This is a genomic window from Streptosporangium sp. NPDC001559 (assembly GCF_042893955.1).
Lineage (GTDB): Bacteria > Actinomycetota > Actinomycetes > Streptosporangiales > Streptosporangiaceae > Streptosporangium.
In genome coordinates, this window is the sequence record NZ_JBIAVG010000012.1 from 217,803 (window position 1) to 236,011 (window position 18,209).

Consider the following 18,209-nt stretch of genomic DNA (forward strand, 5'->3'; position numbering starts at 1 on the left):
AGGAATCTAGGAAGGTCTCCCCGTTAAGCACCCGGAACCCACTTCCGGACAGATCACAAACCAGTCGCGAGAACGCTCACGACGGATGAACGAGGCGGCTCTCGTAGGCGAAGACCGCGGCCTGGACCCGGTCACGCAGCTCCAGTTTCAGCAGGATGCGGCCCAGATGGGTCTTCACGGTCGCCTCGGCGAGGTGTAGTTCGGCGGCGATCTCGGTGTTCGACAGACCACGCGCCACCTCGACGAGCACCTCCCGCTCACGCGCGGTGAGCCGTTCCAGCCGCTCGTCGAACACGGGGTGCTCCCCGTGGGGGAGCCGGTGGGCGAAGGTCTCCAGCAGCCGCCGGGTGATCCTGGGGGAGACCACGGCGTCGCCCGCCGCGACGTTGCGGATGGCCGCGAGCAGCTCCTCGGGCAGGGCGTTCTTCAGCAGGAAGCCTGAGGCCCCGGCCCGCAGCCCGGCGAAGGCGTACTCGTCGAGGTCGAAGGTGGTCAGGATGAGAACCTTCGACGACGGTGAAACACGCGTGATCCGGCCGGTCGCCTCGATGCCGTCCATCCCGGGCATCCGGACGTCCATCAGCACCACGTCGGGACGCAGTGTCCTGGCGAGTCGTACGGCCTCGGCGCCGTCGGCCGCCTCGCCGACGGCCTCCATGTCCGGCTGGGCGTCCAGGACCATGGTGAAGGCCATCCGCAGCAGTGACTCGTCATCGGCCAGCAACACCCGGATCGTCACACCGCCCCCTTACCGGCCGCCACACCCAGGTCGAGCCCGGCGACACCCGGCGCGTCCAGACCCCCGGTCGCACCCGCCCTGTCCAAGCCGGGCCCGGCCGTACTCGTCATGCCCAGGCCCCCGGTCACGCCCGCCGTGTTCACGGCCGGTCCGGTCGTGCCCGCCGTGGTCCGGCCGGGTCCGGTCGTGCCCGCCGTGGTCAGGGTGAGCCTGGTCGCGACCCGCCAGCCGCCGCCGTCACGGGGACCGGCCTCCAGGGTCCCGCCGTACGCGGCGGCGCGTTCGCGCATGCCCATCAGGCCGTGCCCGTCCGACGGGCCGGGGACCCGCGCCGCCGGACCGTCGTCCACGACCTCGACGGTGACGGCGTCGCCCGCGCACCGCACCCGTACGGCGGCGCGCGTCCCGGAGGGGGTGTGCTTGAACGTGTTGGTCAGCGCCTCCTGGACCAGCCGGTAGACCGTGAGCTGCGCGGCGGCGGGAACCGCCGAGACGTCCCCCTCAAGGGAGAGGCGGACGGACAGTCCCGCTGCGCGCGTCCGGGCGGCGAGCGGTTCGAGCTGGGACAGGCCGGGAGCCGGATGCCGGCTCGCGTCCGGTTCGTCGGCCCGCAGCACACCCAGGGAACGCCGCATGTCGGTCAGCGCCTGCCGTCCGGTGCCGGAGATCTGCCGCATGGCGCCCTCGGCCCGTTCGGGTGAGTACCGCTGGGCGAAGACGGCGGCGTCGGCCAGCGCGACCATCACCGACAGGTTGTGGGTGACGATGTCGTGCATCTCCCTGGCGATGCGTCCGCGCTCCTCGGCCACCGCGAGCCGCTCCCGCTGGTCCCGCTCATGTTCGAGCCGTACGGCACGCTCCTGCCTGATGCGGGTGTTCACGCCGGTGACGGCGACGGCCACGACCACGGCGGTCAGGAAGGCGGCCGAGTTGAGGAACCTGTCGGCGGGCGCGGCCCAGCGGGCGGCGGCCAGCAGGACTCCCGCTTCGAGGACGACCCCGGCGGCGAGCGCGTACCGCCAGGTCGAACGGGCGGCCACCGTGTAGAGGGCGACCGGCAACGCCACGTCGGCCAGCGTCTGGACGTCGGCGAACCACTGGACGAGCGCCACCCCGGCCACCACGCAGAACACCGTGAACGGCGCGTGTCGCCGCCACACCAGCGGCGCCGTCAGCGCCGCCTGGAGGATCAACGGCCCCGGGGAGCCGTAGACACGGTCGTTGAGAACCACGCACCCCAGGAGGATCACGGCCGCCAGTACCCCGTCACGCCGGTGAACTCCGAACATCAGGGCATTCCTCCTGAACAGCCGCATCGCGTGACACATGTTAGGTTCCGCGACCCGGTGAACACGTGCCCCCTGGGGATGACGATGACGCGGAGGACCTGCGACCCCAGGAGGACACCCTCCGCCAACGACCATTCCCCGACAGGGGAAAGCGCAGGTCACAGGGGTCGTTAAGACCAGACTCCGGACCGACGCGCCGCCGTGGCCCGCCCGCCTAGCCTCGTGCCCCGCATGGCGAAGCGAGAGGAGAGTCCGATGCTCGGACGAGGGATGGCGGCGGTCCTGGCCGGTACGGCCCTGGCCACCACCCTGACCACAGCCCTGACCGGTACGGCGACGGCCGACGACGGTCTGGCCAGGTTCCAGAACCAGCGGATCGACTGGCACCGCTGCCAGAACGGCCCCGACGACGAGGCGGGTAAGGAGCTGGACGCGGCGAAGGCCCAGTGCGCCGAGGTCACGGTGCCGCTCGACTACGGCCGTCCTGACGGGCGGACCATCAAGGTCGCGATGTCCCGGCTGAAGGCGACCGACCCCGCGCGCCGGCGCGGCACGCTGCTCTACAACCCCGGCGGCCCCGGCGTCCCGGTGACCTACCTCGCGCTCATGGTGAGGAACGCCGAGCCCGAGGTCGCCGCCCGCTACGACCTGATCGGGATGGACCCCCGCTTCGTCGGGCGCAGCACCCCGCTGAACTGCGGCTGGCCCAGCCCCATCGTCGGCTCCGCCGGGCCCGACCGGCGATCCTTCGACCGGACCACGGCGCTGGCCAGGGACCTGGCCTCCCGCTGCGCCGCCCACCGGGACGTGCTGCCGTACGTCTCGACCAGGAACACCGCCAGAGACATGGACGTGATCCGCGCCGCCCTCGGCGAACGCAAACTGTCCTACCTCGGCTCGTCGTACGGCACCTACCTGGGCGCCGTCTACCTCCAGCTTTTCCCCGGCCGTGCCGACCGGGTCGTCCTCGACAGCGCGCTCGACGTCGACCGCTACGGCCCCGACCTGGCCCGGTACCAGGGCCCGGCCCTCGCCGGGGTCATGCGGGACTGGGCGGCCTGGACGGCCCGCCACCACGACCGCTACCGGCTGGGCCGTACGGCGGGCGAGGTGCTGGCCGTCGTCGACCGGATCAACCGGGCGACCGGCCGGGGCCCGCTGAGGGTCGGCCGGTTCCAGGTGGACAGCCGTGTGCTGCCCATGATCATGTTCAACGTCACCGGGGGAGACAGCGACGAGGCCTACGGGAGCTTCGCCGCCGACGTCAAGGTGCTCGGCGACGCGGCCACGGGGGTCGAGGTCACCCCGACCCCGGTCCTGGAGCAGGTGCTGACCGGCTTCTCCGGGCCGGACGCCGACGGGGCGGCCGCCGTACAGAACGCGATCTTCTGTGCGGACCGGGCGGCCTCCCGCGACCCCGAGACCTACTACCGCGACATCCAGGCCCACCGGGCAGGGGAGCCCCTGTTCGGGCCGCTCATCCGCAACCTCACCCCCTGCACGTTCTGGCCCGTGACGCCCGCGGAGCCGCCGACCCGGGTCCGCAACGACGTGCCGGTCCTGATGGTCGGCGCGACGGGCGACCCGGGAGCCCCGTACCAGGGTCAGCGGGCCACCCACCGGGCCCTGACCGGATCACGCCTGGTCACTCTGCGCGGAGCCTTCCGGCACACCGTCTACGCGGGCCTGTTCGCCCCGAAGAACGACTGCGTCGACCGGATCGTCAACCGCTATCTGGTGGACGGCGTCATGCCCGCGACCGACACCACCTGCACGGCGACCTGACGTCCCTGATGCCGCTCTGATGTCACAGCACCCGCTTGGCGCCGGGTAGCGCGCGCACCAGCCAGGCCACCCCCCAGCACAGCGGCAACGCGACGGCGGCGGCCACGACGAACTTGACGATCGCCGGCGCGTGCAGCCAGGCCAGCGCGTAGCCGACCGCGACGAGCACGACCGGATGGATGAAGTAGACCGTGTAGGCGTGTTCGGAGAGGAACCTGCCACCCTCCCCCTGCCGGTTGTACCGGTTCCTGAACAGCACGCTCAGCCCGACGATGATCGAGACGGCGAACGTCGACTCCCACAGGGAGTTGAACGCCTGGTGGAGCACACCCTCGGTCGTCATACTCAGCGGCAGCACCACCAGCGTCACCCCGGTCGCGGCGAGAAGGCCGATTCGTCCCGCCTTGGCGGGCAGCGTCTCGAACCAGCCACGCCGGTAGGCCAGCACTCCGACGACGAACATCGAGGCGTACTGCGGCAGGTGGGAGGGCGTCGGCAGCCCGATCACGATCCAGTAGGTCCCGACGGGCACCAGGAACCGCCACAGGAACGTGGCGACCGCCAGCCCAAGCGCGAACAGCACGATCGCCCGCGCGGTCAGCTCGGTGCGCCGGGGTTCGACGGCCTGCTTCGACCCGCCGGTCCACTTCGACCACAGCGTGTACACGACGGCGAAGACCAGCAGCACCTCGACGAACCACATGGGGCCCGCGTCCCACGAGCCGAGGTAGAACAACCAGTACGGAATGTCGTCCGGGTAGAAACCGGCGACCAGCAGGGGCCGCAGCAGCAGGAGGAACACCAGCAGGGGGATGCCGAGCCGCTTCAACCGGTCACGGACGAAAGCCCCGCCGCCCTTGCGGTCGTGGGAGGCGGGCGTGAAGAAACCGGAGATGAGGAAGAAGAACCCCATGAAGAACGCCTGGTTGAACATCACCAGGATGTCGAGCGCGACGCCGCTGGCGTCCTTGGCCTCCTCGAAGTAGTACCACGCGGGGATGTGGCTGTAGGTGATCGCGACATGGTGGAGGACCACCAGGACCGTGAGCACCACACGCAGGTTGTCGACGGCGAACAGTCTGGTCCTGGTTCTGGTCTCGGTCGTCACTTCGCCGCCGCCCTTTCGAAGAAGTCGGCCAACTCGCGCGCGTGCGCGTCGAGGTCGTGGTCAGGGGTGACCGCCCAGTAGGCGAACATGGCGTCGATGGCGGAGGAGTGCGTGATCGCCATGACGCGCAGGTCGAAGGCACGGAACTCGCCCGTGCTCTGTCCGAACCGGTAGATGTGCTCGATGCCCTGGTAGAGCTCCTCGTTGGTGTGCGCGCCGTACCGGGGCTTGCCCTCGGCGTCGCGCAGGTTGTGGAAGATCTCGCCCAGCGCCAGGAGCTGGGTGCGGTGGTCGCGCATGTGCTCGGCCACGGACAGGATGTACGTGCGCAGCATCCCGACGGCGGTGTCCTGGCCCTCCAGCCTGGCGATGACCCGCTCGGCGATCTTCGTGTAGATCTGGGTGACGATCTCCTCCATCAGTTCGTCCTTGCCGGCGAAGTGGTAGGAGATCACCCCCTTGCTGATGCCCGCGTGCTTGGCGATGGCCGCCAGCGACGCCTTGGCGAAGCCGACCGAGGCGAGCACCTCGATCGCGGACGCGATGATCTGTGCTCGCCGCGCCTCCTCGATGAACGACATTTGTCGATCCGGCTTGTTTTCTGGCCGCATGGTCAAAAAATAACACACCCGGCCAAGCTTCAAGCCGCCTGGCCAATTACTACGTTACGTGTGTGTTAGATCGCGGAAAGTGGCGGTGCTGTCGATCGCCGGACCCTCGCCCGGGTGCCCTTCTGGGCGGTGAGGACAGGGACTCGACGGACAGGAGACGTACATCACACTCATTTCCGTCACATCCGGCCCGGCTGTTTGGTCAGAGAGGTGTAACCACCGCAACGACAAGGAGCGCACCATGGACGCTCGTTTGAATCCGCTCGACAACCCGGTCGCGGCGAAGTTCCTGAAGCACCTCATCGCGGCGAACACGGCGATTCACAACTCGGCGCTGCCCACCGCGACGCAGGAGCTGGTGAAGATCCGCGCCAGCCAGATCAACGGCTGTGGTTTCTGCACCGACATGCACACCAAGGACGCCGCGCACGCCGGAGAGACCTCGCTCCGTCTCAACCTGGTCGCGGTCTGGCGGGAGGCCACGGTCTTCACCGACGCCGAGCGCGCCGCCCTGGAACTGACCGAGCAGGGCACCCGCATCGCGGACGCGGCCGGTGGCGTCCCGGACGACGTCTGGGCGAACGCGGTCAAGCACTACGACGAGGAGCAGCTCGCCGCCCTGGTGGGTCTCATCGCCCTGATCAACGCCTTCAACCGGGTGAACGTGATCATCCAGCAGCCCGCGGGTGACTACCAGCCCGGCCAGTTCGGGTAACGAGAAACGAACGCCCCGGGGCCCGTTGCCGGGTCTCGGGGCGTCGCACGCCGTACGGTCAGGCGGCCCGCCGCAGCTGGGCGGTGGCGGAATAGGCCAGTTCGGTGGAGATTCGGCAGAGCTGGTCCATCGGGGAGGAACCACCGACCAGCAGCTGTAGCGTCTCGGCCTTCGTCCTGCCGTACCGGTCGGGATAGGAGCGGTAGACCACCTGTGTCAGGCAGGCACTCTCGTCGTCCGCCCACTTCTCGACGAAGGCGCGGTAGCCGTTGAGCCGGGTGGGTGCCCCGTCGGTGGAGTCCGGTTGCCGCCCCTGGTCGAAGTGCAGGTTCACCCGCAGATCACCGGTGGTGCTCGACCACTTGCACGTCCAGTTGCCGTAGCCCACGTAGGGGTTCGCCGCGTCGACGCCGCGAACGAGTTCTCCCAGGGTGCCAGGGCTGAGAAGCGCGCAGGCGTTCTCGTTCGCGAGGGAGTCCTGGGGAAGGGAGCGGGGGTTCTTGTCCAGCTCTCCCGTGCCGAGTTTCTCGGCGGCGATCTCGGTCGCCGTGTCTGCGATGTCGCACAGGGAGGCCCTGCCCTGCTCCCCGCGTTTGGCGGTCACCGAAACGATCGTGTCGTTGTCTCCGGACAACGCCATCCTGCGTTCGCATTCCGCGCTCTGGGCGGGCTCCTCCATGACGATGACGTTCTTCACGGTCCTGGAGGACGTGGTCTGCTCAGGAAGTGCACCGGGATCGAATTCCACCTTGACATCCACTTCTTCCTCTCCATGTGGATATATCAAAATGTCGCATCTGTCGAAATTGCCATAGTTTTTGTCGATTTCCGTCCTTCCGAACCGTCCCATTCTGGTGGCGTCGATCAGACGGCACGGATCGGCCCTGAGCGGAGGGGGAACATTTCTCGGCGGGCTCCCCGGCGAGGTCTTCGGTGCGGGCGGTGACACAGAAGGCGGCACAGAAGGTGGAGCGGAAGGCGTCCTCCCCTCCGCGTTGACCGCGGGTCCGCCTGGGATGAGCGGTACGAGGAAAGCGATGATCAACGCTGTGAGCAGGAACAGGCCCAGCCTGGCGTTGGTCGGACTTTCATTATTTACGATGAAAAATACCTTTTTGAGAGGTTTGTTGCGAGGGGCCTCTGGGGTGTTTTCGGGTGCCTGCTCAGGGATCAGCGCGAGCAGTGTGGCCAGCACCGCGGAAATGATGGTCCACAGCAGGCTCCATACTCCGTCGTTGAGGATCTGGTTGACCGCGACCGCGAGGGCCGCGCCCAACAGCGCTCTCACAATTGGCGACATCGACCCCATTGGCATACCGACATCATCGAAGCGATCGCCGTACCGTTTCTCCGGAACAGCCAAACTTGCATCCAGTGGAACGAGCCCGCACGTCTTCCCAAAATCGATAAACCCCCACAAATCACAGACCACGCGCGGTTTCTGTCGGACCCGCCTGCCAGGATTCCCGTGCCCGACCCCCTACGGAGAGCAGGATCCCCATGACGTACGGCTGGCTCGACGACGAGGCGTTCTGCGCGACGCACGTCCGCGGCCTCACCCCGCACGAGGCGCTGGCCCGCCTCGGCGTCGAGGTGTTCGACGGCGACGACGAGGAAGGCGAGATCGACGTGGGGCTCATCTGCGCCTACCCGGCCGAGGGCGGCACCATCCTCGGCGAGGCGAACGGCTACGCCGGGTCGCTGGATGAGGTGCTACGGCCCCTGTCGGCGGGGACCGTCGTGGCGAGCGTCTTCGTCAACGTGAACATGGTCGCGGGCTTCAACCACTACGCGGACGGCCGAGAGATCCTGTCCTTCGACCCGATGTTCCCCCACGAGGTCGACGACCAGACGGCCTTCCTGGCCGACCGGATCGAGCTCGGGCTGGTCCACGACAAGGCGACGGGCGGGCTCGCCGCGGCGCGATCACTGGCCGAACGCATCACCGGGGTGCGGCCCGCCCTGTCCAGCCGGGTCGCGGTCGCCCACGGCGTCCTCGACTACTGAGCCGTCAGGGCTCCGGCGGCCGGACAGGTTGATAGCGGGCGAGGATGACATCCCCCATGGGCCGCACTTCGAGCAGCCGCATGCGGTTCCCCGCGTCGTAGGGGAACGACGCGGGGTTGACGAAGCGGGGGGCGGCGGCGTCGCCGACGAAGAAGGGCGCGGTGACGACGTGGAGCTCGTCCACGAGACCCGCCGCCAGAAACCGGGTGTGCACGGTGCCGCCGCCTTCGACCATGAGGCGCTCCACCCCTCGTTCGGCGAGGTCGGCGAGGACGGCCCGCAGGTCGAGGGGGTCACCGGCGTCGACGACCGAGGCGACCTCGGCGAGGGCTTCCCGCTGGACGGGGATGTCCGGCGTGGCGGCGTAGACGACCTTTGCGGTGTCGCCGGTGGTGAAGAACCTCGCGGCCGGGTCGAGGGGCCGGTGCCCGGCGATGACGGCCTTGAGCGGAGACTCCGGCAGGCCGGCGGCGACACGGGCCTGGCGGCGGTGCGCGGCGCGGACCATGAGGCGAGGGTCGTCGGCGCGGATGGTTCCGGCGCCGACGAGGATGGCGTCGCAGGCGGCACGCACGGCGTCCACCCGGTCGAAGTCCTCGTCGTTGGACAGCAGCAGCCGTTCCGAGGTCGCGTCGTCGATGTAACCGTCAAGCGAGACGGCGACAGAGGACAGGACGAACGGCCTGGTCATGTGGTGCTCCCCGGAACGTTCCCGACGACGGCGCGAAGACGGAGCCTCCATCCGAACCGGCGGACTCCACACCTGTACGGCGCCGCGTCCCACGCTACCCTCCGGCGGAACTCCCCCTCACCCGGCCTCGACCTCCCCGCGGAAGCCCCAGCGCCATGGCGGCACCGGCCAACGCCTTCACCCGGCTTCGAACCTCTCGTGTGGACGGTCCCAGCGCCGTGGCGGTGTCGACTGATCCTTCCCCGGCCCCGCTCTCCCAGGGAAGCCCCAGCGACCGATCCTTCACCCGGCTTCGAACTTCCGTGGACGACCCTGGTGCCGTGGCGTTGCCGATCAACGTTCTCACGAACCTCCACGGGCGGCCCCGGTGGCGTGGTGGCGCCGACCGACCAGCCCTCACCTGGTTTCGACCCCTGGCACGGAAAGCCCCCGCGTCGTGGCGGTGCCCATCCCGCACCTCGTCCGAACCCCCGTGTGGGACGGTCGATCGTTGTCCGGAGCCTGCCATTCTGTCTTGATGCGTGCATCTCGATGTGATCTGTTGCGTTGGCAGTTCGACCTGACCTGGTCGTTGTTCGACTACCACCTGGAACGACTACGACCCGATGACTTCCTGTGGGAACCCGCCCCCCTTTGCTGGACCGTACGCCGTGACGCCACGGGAGCATGGGTGCCCGACTGGGCGGAGACCGAGCCCGACCCCATCCCGGTTCCCACCGTCGGCTGGGTGAGCTGGCATATCGGCTGGTGGTGGAGTGTGACCATCGACCACGCCCAGGGACGCACGCCTCGGGACAGGACCGAGGTCACCTGGCCGGGTGACGGAACGAGCGCCGTCGAGTGGCTGCGTGACCTCCGCGCCACCTGGCTGACCGTGCTGGACGGCCTCACCGACGCCGACCTGGACGTCCCGGCCTCCTTCCCCTGGCCGCAGGACTCCGAGCACACCGTCGCCCACATGATCGCCTGGGTCAACTCCGAACTGATGAAGAACGTCAGCGAAATAGGCCAGCTTCGCATGATCCGAGCCGCGTCCTCGAAGTAGCTCGTTCTCAGCCCAAGGCCGGCCCGTTCTGGCCGGCGGTCGTTCTCGGCCAAGGCCGGCCCGCGACCGGTTCGGTGAGCCGGACTTCCAGGTCGACGACCATCCGGATCGGCGGGCCCGGTGCCTTCGCGCCGACCACCCGTGGACCGACTGCGCCGATGCGGGCGTCGGCGCGTCCACCGGTCACGTCATGCCCCGGGCGGTACAACACGTACAGAGCGCTGTCATCCCGAATGCCATCCAACAGAACATCATCAGGAAAAGTGGCTAAATATCTGATTTGTTAATCCGTGGTGGCGTTTATGGTGTTCGCCTATTCTGGCGAGGTGATCGAGCTGAGTTCACGAGAGAGAAGGCAGCCCCCACCTCCCCGAATCGTGTGGGAGAGCCTGACCAACCCGCGGCGTTCCGGCCCCAGGCAGTGGCTCGAACTGCAGCGGGACGAGATCGAGCCCCGGGTGCTCCGGTCGGTCGAGCCGGAGCTGGTGGTCTGGTCGTCGCTGTGGCCGAACAGGCCGGACGACGAGATCCGGTTCGACCTGCGGCCACATGGCATGGAGACCTCGTTGCGCTGGACGTTGCTGACCTCCGCGGAGCCTCCGCCGCCCGAGGCGGTCAGCCGCATGCGTTACCGCCTCAACTTCCTGATCAACGCCCAGCTCCGCTTCACCTACGGACAATAGGGATGTCACTCAACGGGACGGACGCCCACCGGGGCCTTGAGCTTCCCCCGCTGGTCGCCAGGGCGGTCGAGCTGGCGGACAGGCAGGGTTTTCCCTTCTCCTGCCGCCCTGAGCAGGGGCGCCTGCTCCGGGTGCTCGCGGGCGGGGCCTCCTCCATCGCGGAGACGGGCACCGGATGCGGGGTCGGGCTGGCCTGGCTCGTCACCGGGGCGCCGTCGGGAGCCACGATCGTCAGCGTGGAACGCGATCCCGGCCGGGCGCGGGTGACGGCGGAGCTGTTCGCTGACGTGCCGGACGTCACGGTGGTCCACGGCGACTGGACCGAGATTCACGGCCGCGCGCCGTACGACCTGCTGGTTCTGGACGGGGGCGGGGCGGGCAAGGACGGAGCCGGCGGGATCGACGGGATCGACGGGATCACAGCCGATCCGGCGCGGCTGCTCACCCCCGGCGGGACGCTCGTGGTCGACGACTTCACCCCGGCCAGGCGGTGGCCGATCCTGCACGAGGGCGAGCCCGACCTGGTCCGGCTGCACTGGCTGGAACACCCGCTGCTGGACGCCGTCGAACTACGCCTGGCCGCCGACCTGGCCGCGATCGTCGCGGTCAGGACGCTACATCCGTCACCGGTCCAACCGCTCCCTGAGCGATGAGCGGACCGCCGGCCACTCCTCGGCGATGATCGAGTAGTAGGCGGTGTCCCGGACGGTGCCGTCCACGGCCCTGGCGTGCGCGCGCCGTACCCCTTCGAACCGGCCGCCGAGACGCTCGATCGCCCTCTTGGACCGTTCGTTGCGGGCGTCGGTCTTCAGGGTGACCCGCAGGACCTTCCACACCTCGAAGGCGTGGCCGAGCATGAGGAGCTTGGCCTCGGTGTTGCTTCCCGTCCGCTGAGCGGAGGCGGCCAGCCAGGTGCTGCCGATCTCGGCCACGCTGGGAACCCCCTGCGCACTGGGGACCGTACGGCCCGGCGGCCAGGACGGGGGCCAGGACCAGTAGTCGAGGTCGAGGAAGCGGGAGGTGCCGATCACCCGTCCCGAGGAGAGAGACCGGATCGCGAAGGGAAGCGCCCACCCGGTCAGCTGGTCGTCGAGGGCGGACCGGACATAGGCGCTCATCGACGCCTCGTCCTGTGGCACCCGGGTGAAGTCGTAGGTCTCGCGGGACTCCGTCGCGGCGGCCACGAGACCGCCGACATGCTCAACGGTGAGTGGTTCCAGACATACGCGTTCGCCCCACAGGGTCACAGTCTCCGGCACATGATCCATCTTAGGCAACGGGTGTCGTACGGCCTGGCTCAGGGTTTTTCGGGACAGGTCGGGAATTCACCGGAAACCCTTTACCGAAGGCCATTGAAAGGTCGAAAATCGGAGCCGCGCACCCCTTGGTTGGTATTCTCTGGGCGACATTCCTCCAAGAAAGGCACCACCTCCCGTGCCATTCGTTCCCCGCCCTTGCGATTCTTGGGGGCATCGGTCAGGATCTTGCCCGGTGCCACGCGAGGGTGAGTGATTCACGTGAAACGTCTGTCCCTGCTCGCCGCCCTCGTCGCGGCCGGGACCTTCGTCCCCGGTACGGCCAACGCCGTCGGACCGGTCGAACCGATGCCCGGCGAACCTCAGGAGATCCGGGGGATCGACGTCAGCAACTGGACGGGCCAGGTCGACTGGCCGTCCGTCCTCGGGGGAGGCGGCCTCTTCGCCTTCGTCTACGCCTCCGAGGGCACGAACTTCCGCAACCCTCTGTTCGCCGCGCAGGAGAGCGGGGCGGCAGGGGCGGGGCTGTTCCGGGGGGCCTACCACTTCGCCCAGCCGCACGAGTCGGGAGGCGCAGAGCAGGCGGACTTCTTCGTCGACAACGGTGGTGGCTGGAACGCCGACGGCCGGACCCTGCCGGGTGTGCTCGACATCGAGGACAATCCCTACACCAACCGGAACGGCCTGGATCACTGCTACGGCCTGGACCAGCCACGAATGGTCGCCTGGCTGAAGGACTTCACCACGCGTTACCGGGAGCGGACCGGGCGGGACGCGATCATCTACACCACCACCGACTGGTGGCGGAACTGCACGGGGGACTCCTCGGCCTTCGGCCGTAACCCGCTCTGGCTCGCCCGATGGGGAGCCGAGCCGGGGCCGCTGCCCGCGGGCTGGCTGCGCCAGACCTTCTGGCAGTTCGCGGACAAGGGAGTGCTTCCCGGCGGGCAGAACGTCTTCAACGGCAACATGGCGGAGCTGAGCATGCTCGCCCAGCCCCCGGCCGAACTGGCCGCCGCGGGCAGGCCGGTCGGCAGGTACGGCTACGGCATCACGGTCCTCAACACCGGACCGATTCCGGCGACCAGGGTCTCCGTGGTCGGCAGGACCTTCGGCGGACGGCGGATCATCGGGGCGAGCCCCGGCTGCGACTTCAGCGGCAGGGCGGTGCGGTGCACGATCGACGAGTTGCAGCCGCAGGGTACGGCGGAGCTGAAATTCGCCACCGAGCCCATTGGGTCCCTTGGGGCCGACCCTATCGACCCTGCCAAAACTCCCAAGCCCCCCAGGTCCACCAAACCCGCGAAATCCACGAAACCTGGCGAGTCCGCCAAGAACATCAGGCCCGATAAACACCCTAAGAACAATGAATCCGCTGAATCCTCCGGGCTGATCAGCCCGGAGAGGCCCATGCGGATCGGCCAGGAGGGCCACGAAGCCCTCCATGACGGTCTCGGCGCGCGGGGCGCGACCACCGCCGACGTCGCGAGCCCCGACGCCCCGGAGATCGAGGAGCCGGAAGAGGGGATGAAGGTCACCATCGGCACGGTGATGGTGACCGTCGGCTCCGACCGCGAGTGATCCCCGGGAAGGATCGTGTGGCGCAACTCCATAGTGCATACTGCAATAAAGGAATGTGCACTATGGAGGTGTGATGGCCCGCGGCCCCGACCTGGTCGGCCTGACCGTGCTCGCCCTGCTCTCGGTGCGGCCGGGTCATCCGTACGAGCTGCACCGGATGATCCTGGACACGCACAAGGACTATGTGACCGGGCTGCCGCGCAGCCTCTACCACGCGATCGACCGGCTGGCCGGGGAGGAGCTGATCGTCCCGGCCGAGACCAGCAGACAGGGCCGCAGGCCGGAGCGGACGGTCTACCGGCTCACGGACGAGGGCAGGGCGGAGCTGACCACCAGGCTCAGACGGCTGCTTGAGGAGCCGGGGCCGGACACCCGCGCCCTCAACGCCGCGCTCTCCCTCATCGGGGGCCTGTCCGCGCGTGAGGCGGAGCGTGCGCTGCTGACCCGCGCCGCCGCCCTGGAGAGCGCGGTCTTCGCCTGCGACGCGTATCTGAGGAACCTGAGGGAGAGCGGGCTGCCCCCGGTGCTGACGCTGGAGCTCGAATGCGAGCGCGCCTTGCGCGGCGCCGAACTCGACTGGGTACGCGGTGTCCTGGAGCGGCTCGCCTCGGGAGAACTCGCCTGGCCGGACCACACCGGCCCCGGCACGCCAGGAGGGACGACGTATGAGCAGGAACCCGTTGTGTGAGGTCGCCGGGGTGGTCGAGGCGCCGCCGGACCGGGTCGGGCGGCTGATCCTGACGGTCGGGCCGGGCCCCGTCGGCCGGGACAACGCCTGGCTGTACTCCTCCCACGGCGGCACGGTCGAGCCCCACGGCGGCGCGGCCGCGTCCTACGGAGGCACGGTCGAGGGTGGCCCACGGCGGTTCGCCCTGAGGACACCGGCCCACACGATGACCATCGAGGTGACCGGTGCCACCCTGGCCGTCCAGGGCGGCTGGTGGTACCGGGGGGAACACACCGTCGAGCCGCATCCGGAGGGCACGCTCCTCACCCACCGCGTCTTCAACGTCGCGGAACGGGGCCGCTGGGCCGTATCGCTGGCCAACCGGTTCTTCGTCGGGCTCGGTGACAGGACGAGGAACGGCTTCGCGGAGGGACTGCGCCGCCTCGGCCTCGAACTCGGCTGCGGGACACGCCTGCTCTGAGCCATACGGCGAGACACGCCTGCTCCAGGTTGTACGGCGAGACACGTCTGTCCTGTGTCATGCGAAAGGCCGAAAAATCAGTCGTGCTGGAAATGGGGCGATCGTATGCTCCCCGGCATGACCTTCACGTGGACCCCGCTGACCGGCGACGACGTGGACCGGTGGGCGGAACTGCTCACGGCGGTCGAAGCCGAAGATAGAACCGGGGACAACTACAGCCGGAGTGACCTTCTGCAGGATCTCGCCCTGGCCGATCCCGCCGAGGGCACCTGTGGCGTGTGGGACGGCGACAGACTGGTGGCCTTCGGCGTCGTCTACGCCGGGTCCGTCGCCGAGCCCGGCCACATCATGCGAACGTGGGGCGCGGTGCACCCGGCCTACCGGCGCAGGGGCCTCGGCGGGCGGCTGATGAACTGGACCCTCCAGGCGGGCCGCAGGGTCCACGAGGGGCTCTTCCCGGGCAGGCCGCTCTCACTGCACGTCTACGTGCACGACGGCAATGAGGGGGCCGAAGCCGTGGCGCGGGCGGCGGGCATGTCGCCGGCCCGGACGTTCCATGTGATGAACCGTGACCTGGTCACTCCTCTGCCGGAGAGCCACCTGCCGGAAGGGCTCAAGATCATCCCCTACGGTGACGATCTTGAGGAGGTCGCCCGTGAGGTGCGCAACGCGGCCTTCGCCGACCACTGGGGCAGCACGCCGCACACGGCGGAGAGCTGGCGCGAGAAGCTCATCGGGCTGGAGGCGTTCAGCGGAAAGGACTCCTTCGTCGTCCAGGAGGAGTCGGGCAGGAGCGTCGGGATACTGCTCACCTTCTACTACGCGGCCGACACCGAGGTCACCGGAGTCCGCGAGGCATGGATCCAGACCGTCGCGACCCTGGAGGACTGGCGGGGCAGAGGGGTGGCCGGCGCGCTGCTCGCCCACGCCCTGGCCCACTTCCGTTCCGAGGGGTACGGCAAGGCCTCCCTCTCCGTGGACACCGGCAACGCGACCGGAGCACTCGGTGTCTACCTTCGCGCCGGGTTCGAGGTCTCACGTGGTGCGACGGCCTACGTCGCCGACCTGTGAGCCCCCTGACATGAGGACGGGCCCGCGCCGGTCGGCGCGGGCCACCCTCGTACAACGGGTCAGGACAGTTTCCTGGACGCCTGGTCCGCCTTGTGCTCGGCCTTGTCGCCAAGCTTGCCCGCCTTCGCCTCGACCTTCGAGGCGGCCTCGTCCGCCATGTCGGAGACCTTCTCCGAGGTCGCACGGGCCTTGTCCGTCGCCCACCGGGAGGCGCCGGCGGCGTTCTCCTTCATCGCGTCGGTCCACTGCTCAGAGTTCTTGCGGTACAGCGCGAACCCGACGGCACCGACCGCGAGGCCGGTGAACAGCAGGAGCATCGGCCACTTCCTGGACCTGACGGGTGGCCGGGGATCGACCCTGCTCGCCGCCTGGGACAGCAGAGCGCTGACCTTGGGCGCTATCTGTTCCTCGAACGAGTGGGCCGCGGCGTCCAACTTCGGCGCCGCCCATTCTCTGGCCACGTAGATCTTGTCACCGGCGCTGCCACGCGCGTAGGCGGCCGCGTCGCGAGCGTGACCGGCGGCGTCCCGGGCCTGGCTGGCCATCGGGCCGACCTTTTCGGAGGCGAGGTCGCCGACACGGTTGACCTGAGCCTTCATCTGATGCAGCCGACTGTCCGGAATCACGATCGTATGACGCTTTCCAAAAAGTGTAAGAGGCACGTTAACCTCCCCAGTTGTCTGGGCCCCGTTGCGTCCCCTTCCCGCTCGAAGGCGGATCAATCATCGCTGGTCGTGGGAGGATGCTGAGTGGATCGGCTGTCGCCGAGGCCACTGATAGATCACTTGAACGCCATGAAACTGCACATCGCAGAGGTCCTGACCACCGACATGAAGGGGGAGCCCGATCGTGGCTGAGAATCTGATCGCGACCCTGAAGACCAATCGCGGCACGGTGAAGATCCAGCTCTTCCCGAACCACGCGCCCAAGACGGTGCGTAACTTCGTCGAGCTGGCGGAGGGCACCCGCGAGTGGGTGCATCCGGAGACGGGGGAGAAGCAGCAGAACACCAAGCTCTACGACGGCACGATCTTCCACCGGGTCATCGAGGGTTTCATGATCCAGGGTGGTGACCCGCTGGGTGAGGGCATCGGCGGCCCGGGCTACAAGTTCGACGACGAGATCCACCCGGACCTGTACTTCAACCGCCCCTACCTGTTCGCCATGGCGAACGCGGGGGTCATCGGGGGTCGTGGCACCAACGGCTCGCAGTTCTTCATCACCGTGGTCCCCACGTCGCACCTGAACGGCAGGCACACCATCTTCGGCGAGGTCATCGAGGGCAAGGACGTCGTGGACGCCATCGCCAAGACCGAGACCGACGGCCGCGACCGGCCCATCAACCCGGTCGTCCTGGAGTCGGTCACCATCGACCGCGTCCAGGGCTGAGGTTCCTCGCGGCCTCTCCGAACCGGTTCTCACCGTGACGACCGGGGCTGGGGAGGCCGCTGTGGCCGTACGGGGGACTTTTCCCTGGTGCGTGTGCTCAGGATCATGAATAGGCTGGCAGTCTGTGGATGACAGCACGGTCGAAGGGGCCATCGAGACGCCATGACCACACCGCCACCCAGTGAGCCGGAGACGGCAGCCGTTCCCACGTGTTACCGGCACCCGAGCCGCGAGACCTATGTCCGCTGCCAGCGTTGTGACCGGTCCATCTGCCCCGACTGCATGCGCGAGGCCTCGGTCGGCTTCCAGTGCCCCGAGTGCGTCGCCGAGGGCAACAAGACCGTACGGCAGGCGCAGACGGCCTTCGGCGGCAGGGCGGTCACGACCCCCAGGGCCACCTGGACGCTGCTCGTCCTCAACGTCCTGGCCTATGTCGCCGAGACCCTCGCCCCCGGTCCGGTGATCTACGGCTTCCAGATGGACGCGGGCGCCGTCTACCACGGAGAGTGGTGGCGCCTGCTCACCGGGGCGTTCCTGCACGCGCCCCTGGCCAACGGCTCGTTCGCGATCACCCACATCCTCTTCAACATGTGGGCGCTCTACGTCATCGGTCCCGAGCTCGAACGGCGCCTCGGCTCACTGCGCTTCCTGGCGCTCTATCTGCTGTCCGCGCTCGGCGGGGCGGTGGCCGTCTACCTGTTCGGCATCGCCGCGGTCGGCGCCTCCGGCGCGATCTACGGCATGTTCGGCGCCCTGTTCGTGGTCTCCAGGCGGCTGGGCTACAACGCCCGCGGCGTGCTCCTGCTGATCGTCGCCAACGCGGTGATCACCTTCGCGATCCCCGGCATCAGCTGGCAGGGGCACCTGGGCGGTCTGATCACCGGCACCGTGGTCGGCGCCATCCTCGCCTACGCCCCGCAGCGCAACCGGAACGTGGTCCAGTGGGGTGGGTGCGCCGTGGTGCTCCTCGCGCTGGCCGCCGTGGTCTTGTCGCTGCCGCCGTACATCTACCAGCTGCAGCTCGGTTTCCCCGGCTGACCGCTCGATCCACACCCTGATGCTTCCCCAGGGTGTGGATAAACGCTGTGGAA

General features: G+C 68.7%; 20 protein-coding genes. 12 read left to right on the forward strand and 8 right to left on the reverse strand.

The features are described 5' to 3' along the window. Positions 1 to 76: 76 nt before the first annotated feature. Entirely contained in the window at positions 77 to 739 is a 663-nt protein-coding gene (locus tag ACFYY8_RS26540; RefSeq protein WP_390045360.1) for a response regulator, read from the reverse strand. Next, positions 736 to 2,028, reverse strand: coding sequence for a sensor histidine kinase (locus tag ACFYY8_RS26545; RefSeq protein WP_390045362.1), 1,293 nt, complete (start codon positions 2,026 to 2,028; stop codon positions 736 to 738). Before ACFYY8_RS26545 ends, ACFYY8_RS26540 begins: the two co-directional genes overlap by 4 nt. Before the next feature lie 255 nt (positions 2,029 to 2,283). Here ACFYY8_RS26545 and ACFYY8_RS26550 point away from each other — a divergent pair, with 255 nt between their 5' ends. Next, positions 2,284 to 3,813, forward strand: a complete 1,530-nt coding sequence (locus tag ACFYY8_RS26550; RefSeq protein WP_390045364.1) for an alpha/beta hydrolase — start codon at positions 2,284 to 2,286, stop codon at positions 3,811 to 3,813. A 22-nt stretch (positions 3,814 to 3,835) separates the two neighbouring features. Here the strand turns inward: ACFYY8_RS26550 and ACFYY8_RS26555 are convergent, their stop codons facing one another. Next, positions 3,836 to 4,921: an acyltransferase family protein gene (locus ACFYY8_RS26555; RefSeq protein WP_390045366.1), complete on the reverse strand. Its 1,086-nt coding sequence runs from the start codon at positions 4,919 to 4,921 to the stop codon at positions 3,836 to 3,838. After that, positions 4,918 to 5,532, reverse strand: a complete 615-nt coding sequence (locus ACFYY8_RS26560) for a TetR/AcrR family transcriptional regulator (protein ID WP_390045368.1) — start codon at positions 5,530 to 5,532, stop codon at positions 4,918 to 4,920. The genes ACFYY8_RS26555 and ACFYY8_RS26560 overlap by 4 nt, the downstream gene beginning before the upstream one ends. Before the next feature lie 241 nt (positions 5,533 to 5,773). Here ACFYY8_RS26560 and ACFYY8_RS26565 point away from each other — a divergent pair, with 241 nt between their 5' ends. Beyond that, a complete protein-coding gene (locus ACFYY8_RS26565; RefSeq protein ID WP_390045370.1) occupies positions 5,774 to 6,247 on the forward strand; it encodes a carboxymuconolactone decarboxylase family protein in 474 nt (157 codons plus the stop codon). Between the two features lie 58 nt (positions 6,248 to 6,305). On the opposite strand, the gene ACFYY8_RS26570 is transcribed toward ACFYY8_RS26565, so the two are convergent. After that, positions 6,306 to 6,995 carry a hypothetical protein gene (locus tag ACFYY8_RS26570; RefSeq protein ID WP_390045372.1) on the reverse strand — a complete coding sequence of 230 codons (690 nt, stop codon included), beginning with the start codon at positions 6,993 to 6,995 and terminating at the stop codon, positions 6,306 to 6,308. A gap of 752 nt (positions 6,996 to 7,747) precedes the next feature. Between ACFYY8_RS26570 and ACFYY8_RS26575 the strand changes: the two genes are divergently transcribed. Then, entirely contained in the window at positions 7,748 to 8,254 is a 507-nt protein-coding gene (locus tag ACFYY8_RS26575; RefSeq protein WP_390045375.1) for a DUF6461 domain-containing protein, read from the forward strand. Positions 8,255 to 8,258: 4 nt separating this feature from the next. Here ACFYY8_RS26575 and ACFYY8_RS26580 read toward each other — a convergent pair whose 3' ends face one another. Further along, on the reverse strand, positions 8,259 to 8,945 hold the full coding sequence (locus tag ACFYY8_RS26580) for a RibD family protein (protein ID WP_390045377.1): 687 nt from the start codon (positions 8,943 to 8,945) through the stop codon (positions 8,259 to 8,261). A gap of 517 nt (positions 8,946 to 9,462) precedes the next feature. On the opposite strand from ACFYY8_RS26580, the gene ACFYY8_RS26585 reads away from it, so the two are divergent. The 3 genes from ACFYY8_RS26585 (at position 9,463) to ACFYY8_RS26595 (ending at position 11,326) form a co-directional block, all read left to right on the forward strand. Further along, positions 9,463 to 9,990, forward strand: a complete 528-nt coding sequence (locus ACFYY8_RS26585; RefSeq protein ID WP_390045379.1) for a DinB family protein — start codon at positions 9,463 to 9,465, stop codon at positions 9,988 to 9,990. Between the two features lie 326 nt (positions 9,991 to 10,316). Further along, positions 10,317 to 10,673, forward strand: a complete 357-nt coding sequence (locus tag ACFYY8_RS26590; protein ID WP_390045381.1) for a hypothetical protein — start codon at positions 10,317 to 10,319, stop codon at positions 10,671 to 10,673. A gap of 2 nt (positions 10,674 to 10,675) precedes the next feature. Beyond that, positions 10,676 to 11,326: an O-methyltransferase gene (locus tag ACFYY8_RS26595; protein ID WP_390045383.1), complete on the forward strand. Its 651-nt coding sequence runs from the start codon at positions 10,676 to 10,678 to the stop codon at positions 11,324 to 11,326. Here the strand turns inward: ACFYY8_RS26595 and ACFYY8_RS26600 are convergent. Next, positions 11,297 to 11,932, reverse strand: a complete 636-nt coding sequence (locus ACFYY8_RS26600) for a GNAT family N-acetyltransferase (protein WP_390045385.1) — start codon at positions 11,930 to 11,932, stop codon at positions 11,297 to 11,299. The genes ACFYY8_RS26595 and ACFYY8_RS26600 overlap by 30 nt on opposite strands. Positions 11,933 to 12,190: 258 nt before the next feature. Between ACFYY8_RS26600 and ACFYY8_RS26605 the strand changes: the two genes are divergently transcribed. The 4 genes from ACFYY8_RS26605 (at position 12,191) to ACFYY8_RS26620 (ending at position 15,729) form a co-directional block, all read left to right on the forward strand. Then, the gene (locus ACFYY8_RS26605) at positions 12,191 to 13,510 is read left to right on the forward strand and encodes a lysozyme (protein ID WP_390045387.1); all 1,320 of its coding nucleotides are present in this window, start codon (positions 12,191 to 12,193) and stop codon (positions 13,508 to 13,510) included. Between the two features lie 73 nt (positions 13,511 to 13,583). Beyond that, positions 13,584 to 14,198 (forward strand): PadR family transcriptional regulator, encoded by a 615-nt coding sequence (locus ACFYY8_RS26610; RefSeq protein ID WP_390045390.1) that lies wholly within the window; start codon positions 13,584 to 13,586, stop codon positions 14,196 to 14,198. Continuing rightward, positions 14,176 to 14,658, forward strand: coding sequence for a hypothetical protein (locus ACFYY8_RS26615; protein ID WP_390045393.1), 483 nt, complete (start codon positions 14,176 to 14,178; stop codon positions 14,656 to 14,658). The genes ACFYY8_RS26610 and ACFYY8_RS26615 overlap by 23 nt, the downstream gene beginning before the upstream one ends. A gap of 117 nt (positions 14,659 to 14,775) precedes the next feature. Then, entirely contained in the window at positions 14,776 to 15,729 is a 954-nt protein-coding gene (locus tag ACFYY8_RS26620) for a GNAT family N-acetyltransferase (RefSeq protein ID WP_390045395.1), read from the forward strand. Positions 15,730 to 15,788: 59 nt separating this feature from the next. Here ACFYY8_RS26620 and ACFYY8_RS26625 read toward each other — a convergent pair whose 3' ends face one another. Beyond that, on the reverse strand, positions 15,789 to 16,328 hold the full coding sequence (locus ACFYY8_RS26625; RefSeq protein WP_390045397.1) for a hypothetical protein: 540 nt from the start codon (positions 16,326 to 16,328) through the stop codon (positions 15,789 to 15,791). Positions 16,329 to 16,578: 250 nt separating this feature from the next. Between ACFYY8_RS26625 and ACFYY8_RS26630 the strand changes: the two genes are divergently transcribed. Next, positions 16,579 to 17,118: a peptidylprolyl isomerase gene (locus ACFYY8_RS26630; protein WP_390045399.1), complete on the forward strand. Its 540-nt coding sequence runs from the start codon at positions 16,579 to 16,581 to the stop codon at positions 17,116 to 17,118. 162 nt (positions 17,119 to 17,280) lie between these two features. Continuing rightward, complete coding sequence (locus tag ACFYY8_RS26635; RefSeq protein ID WP_390045401.1) at positions 17,281 to 18,156, forward strand: rhomboid family intramembrane serine protease; 876 nt, start codon at positions 17,281 to 17,283, stop codon at positions 18,154 to 18,156. The last annotated feature ends 53 nt before the right edge of the window (positions 18,157 to 18,209 follow it).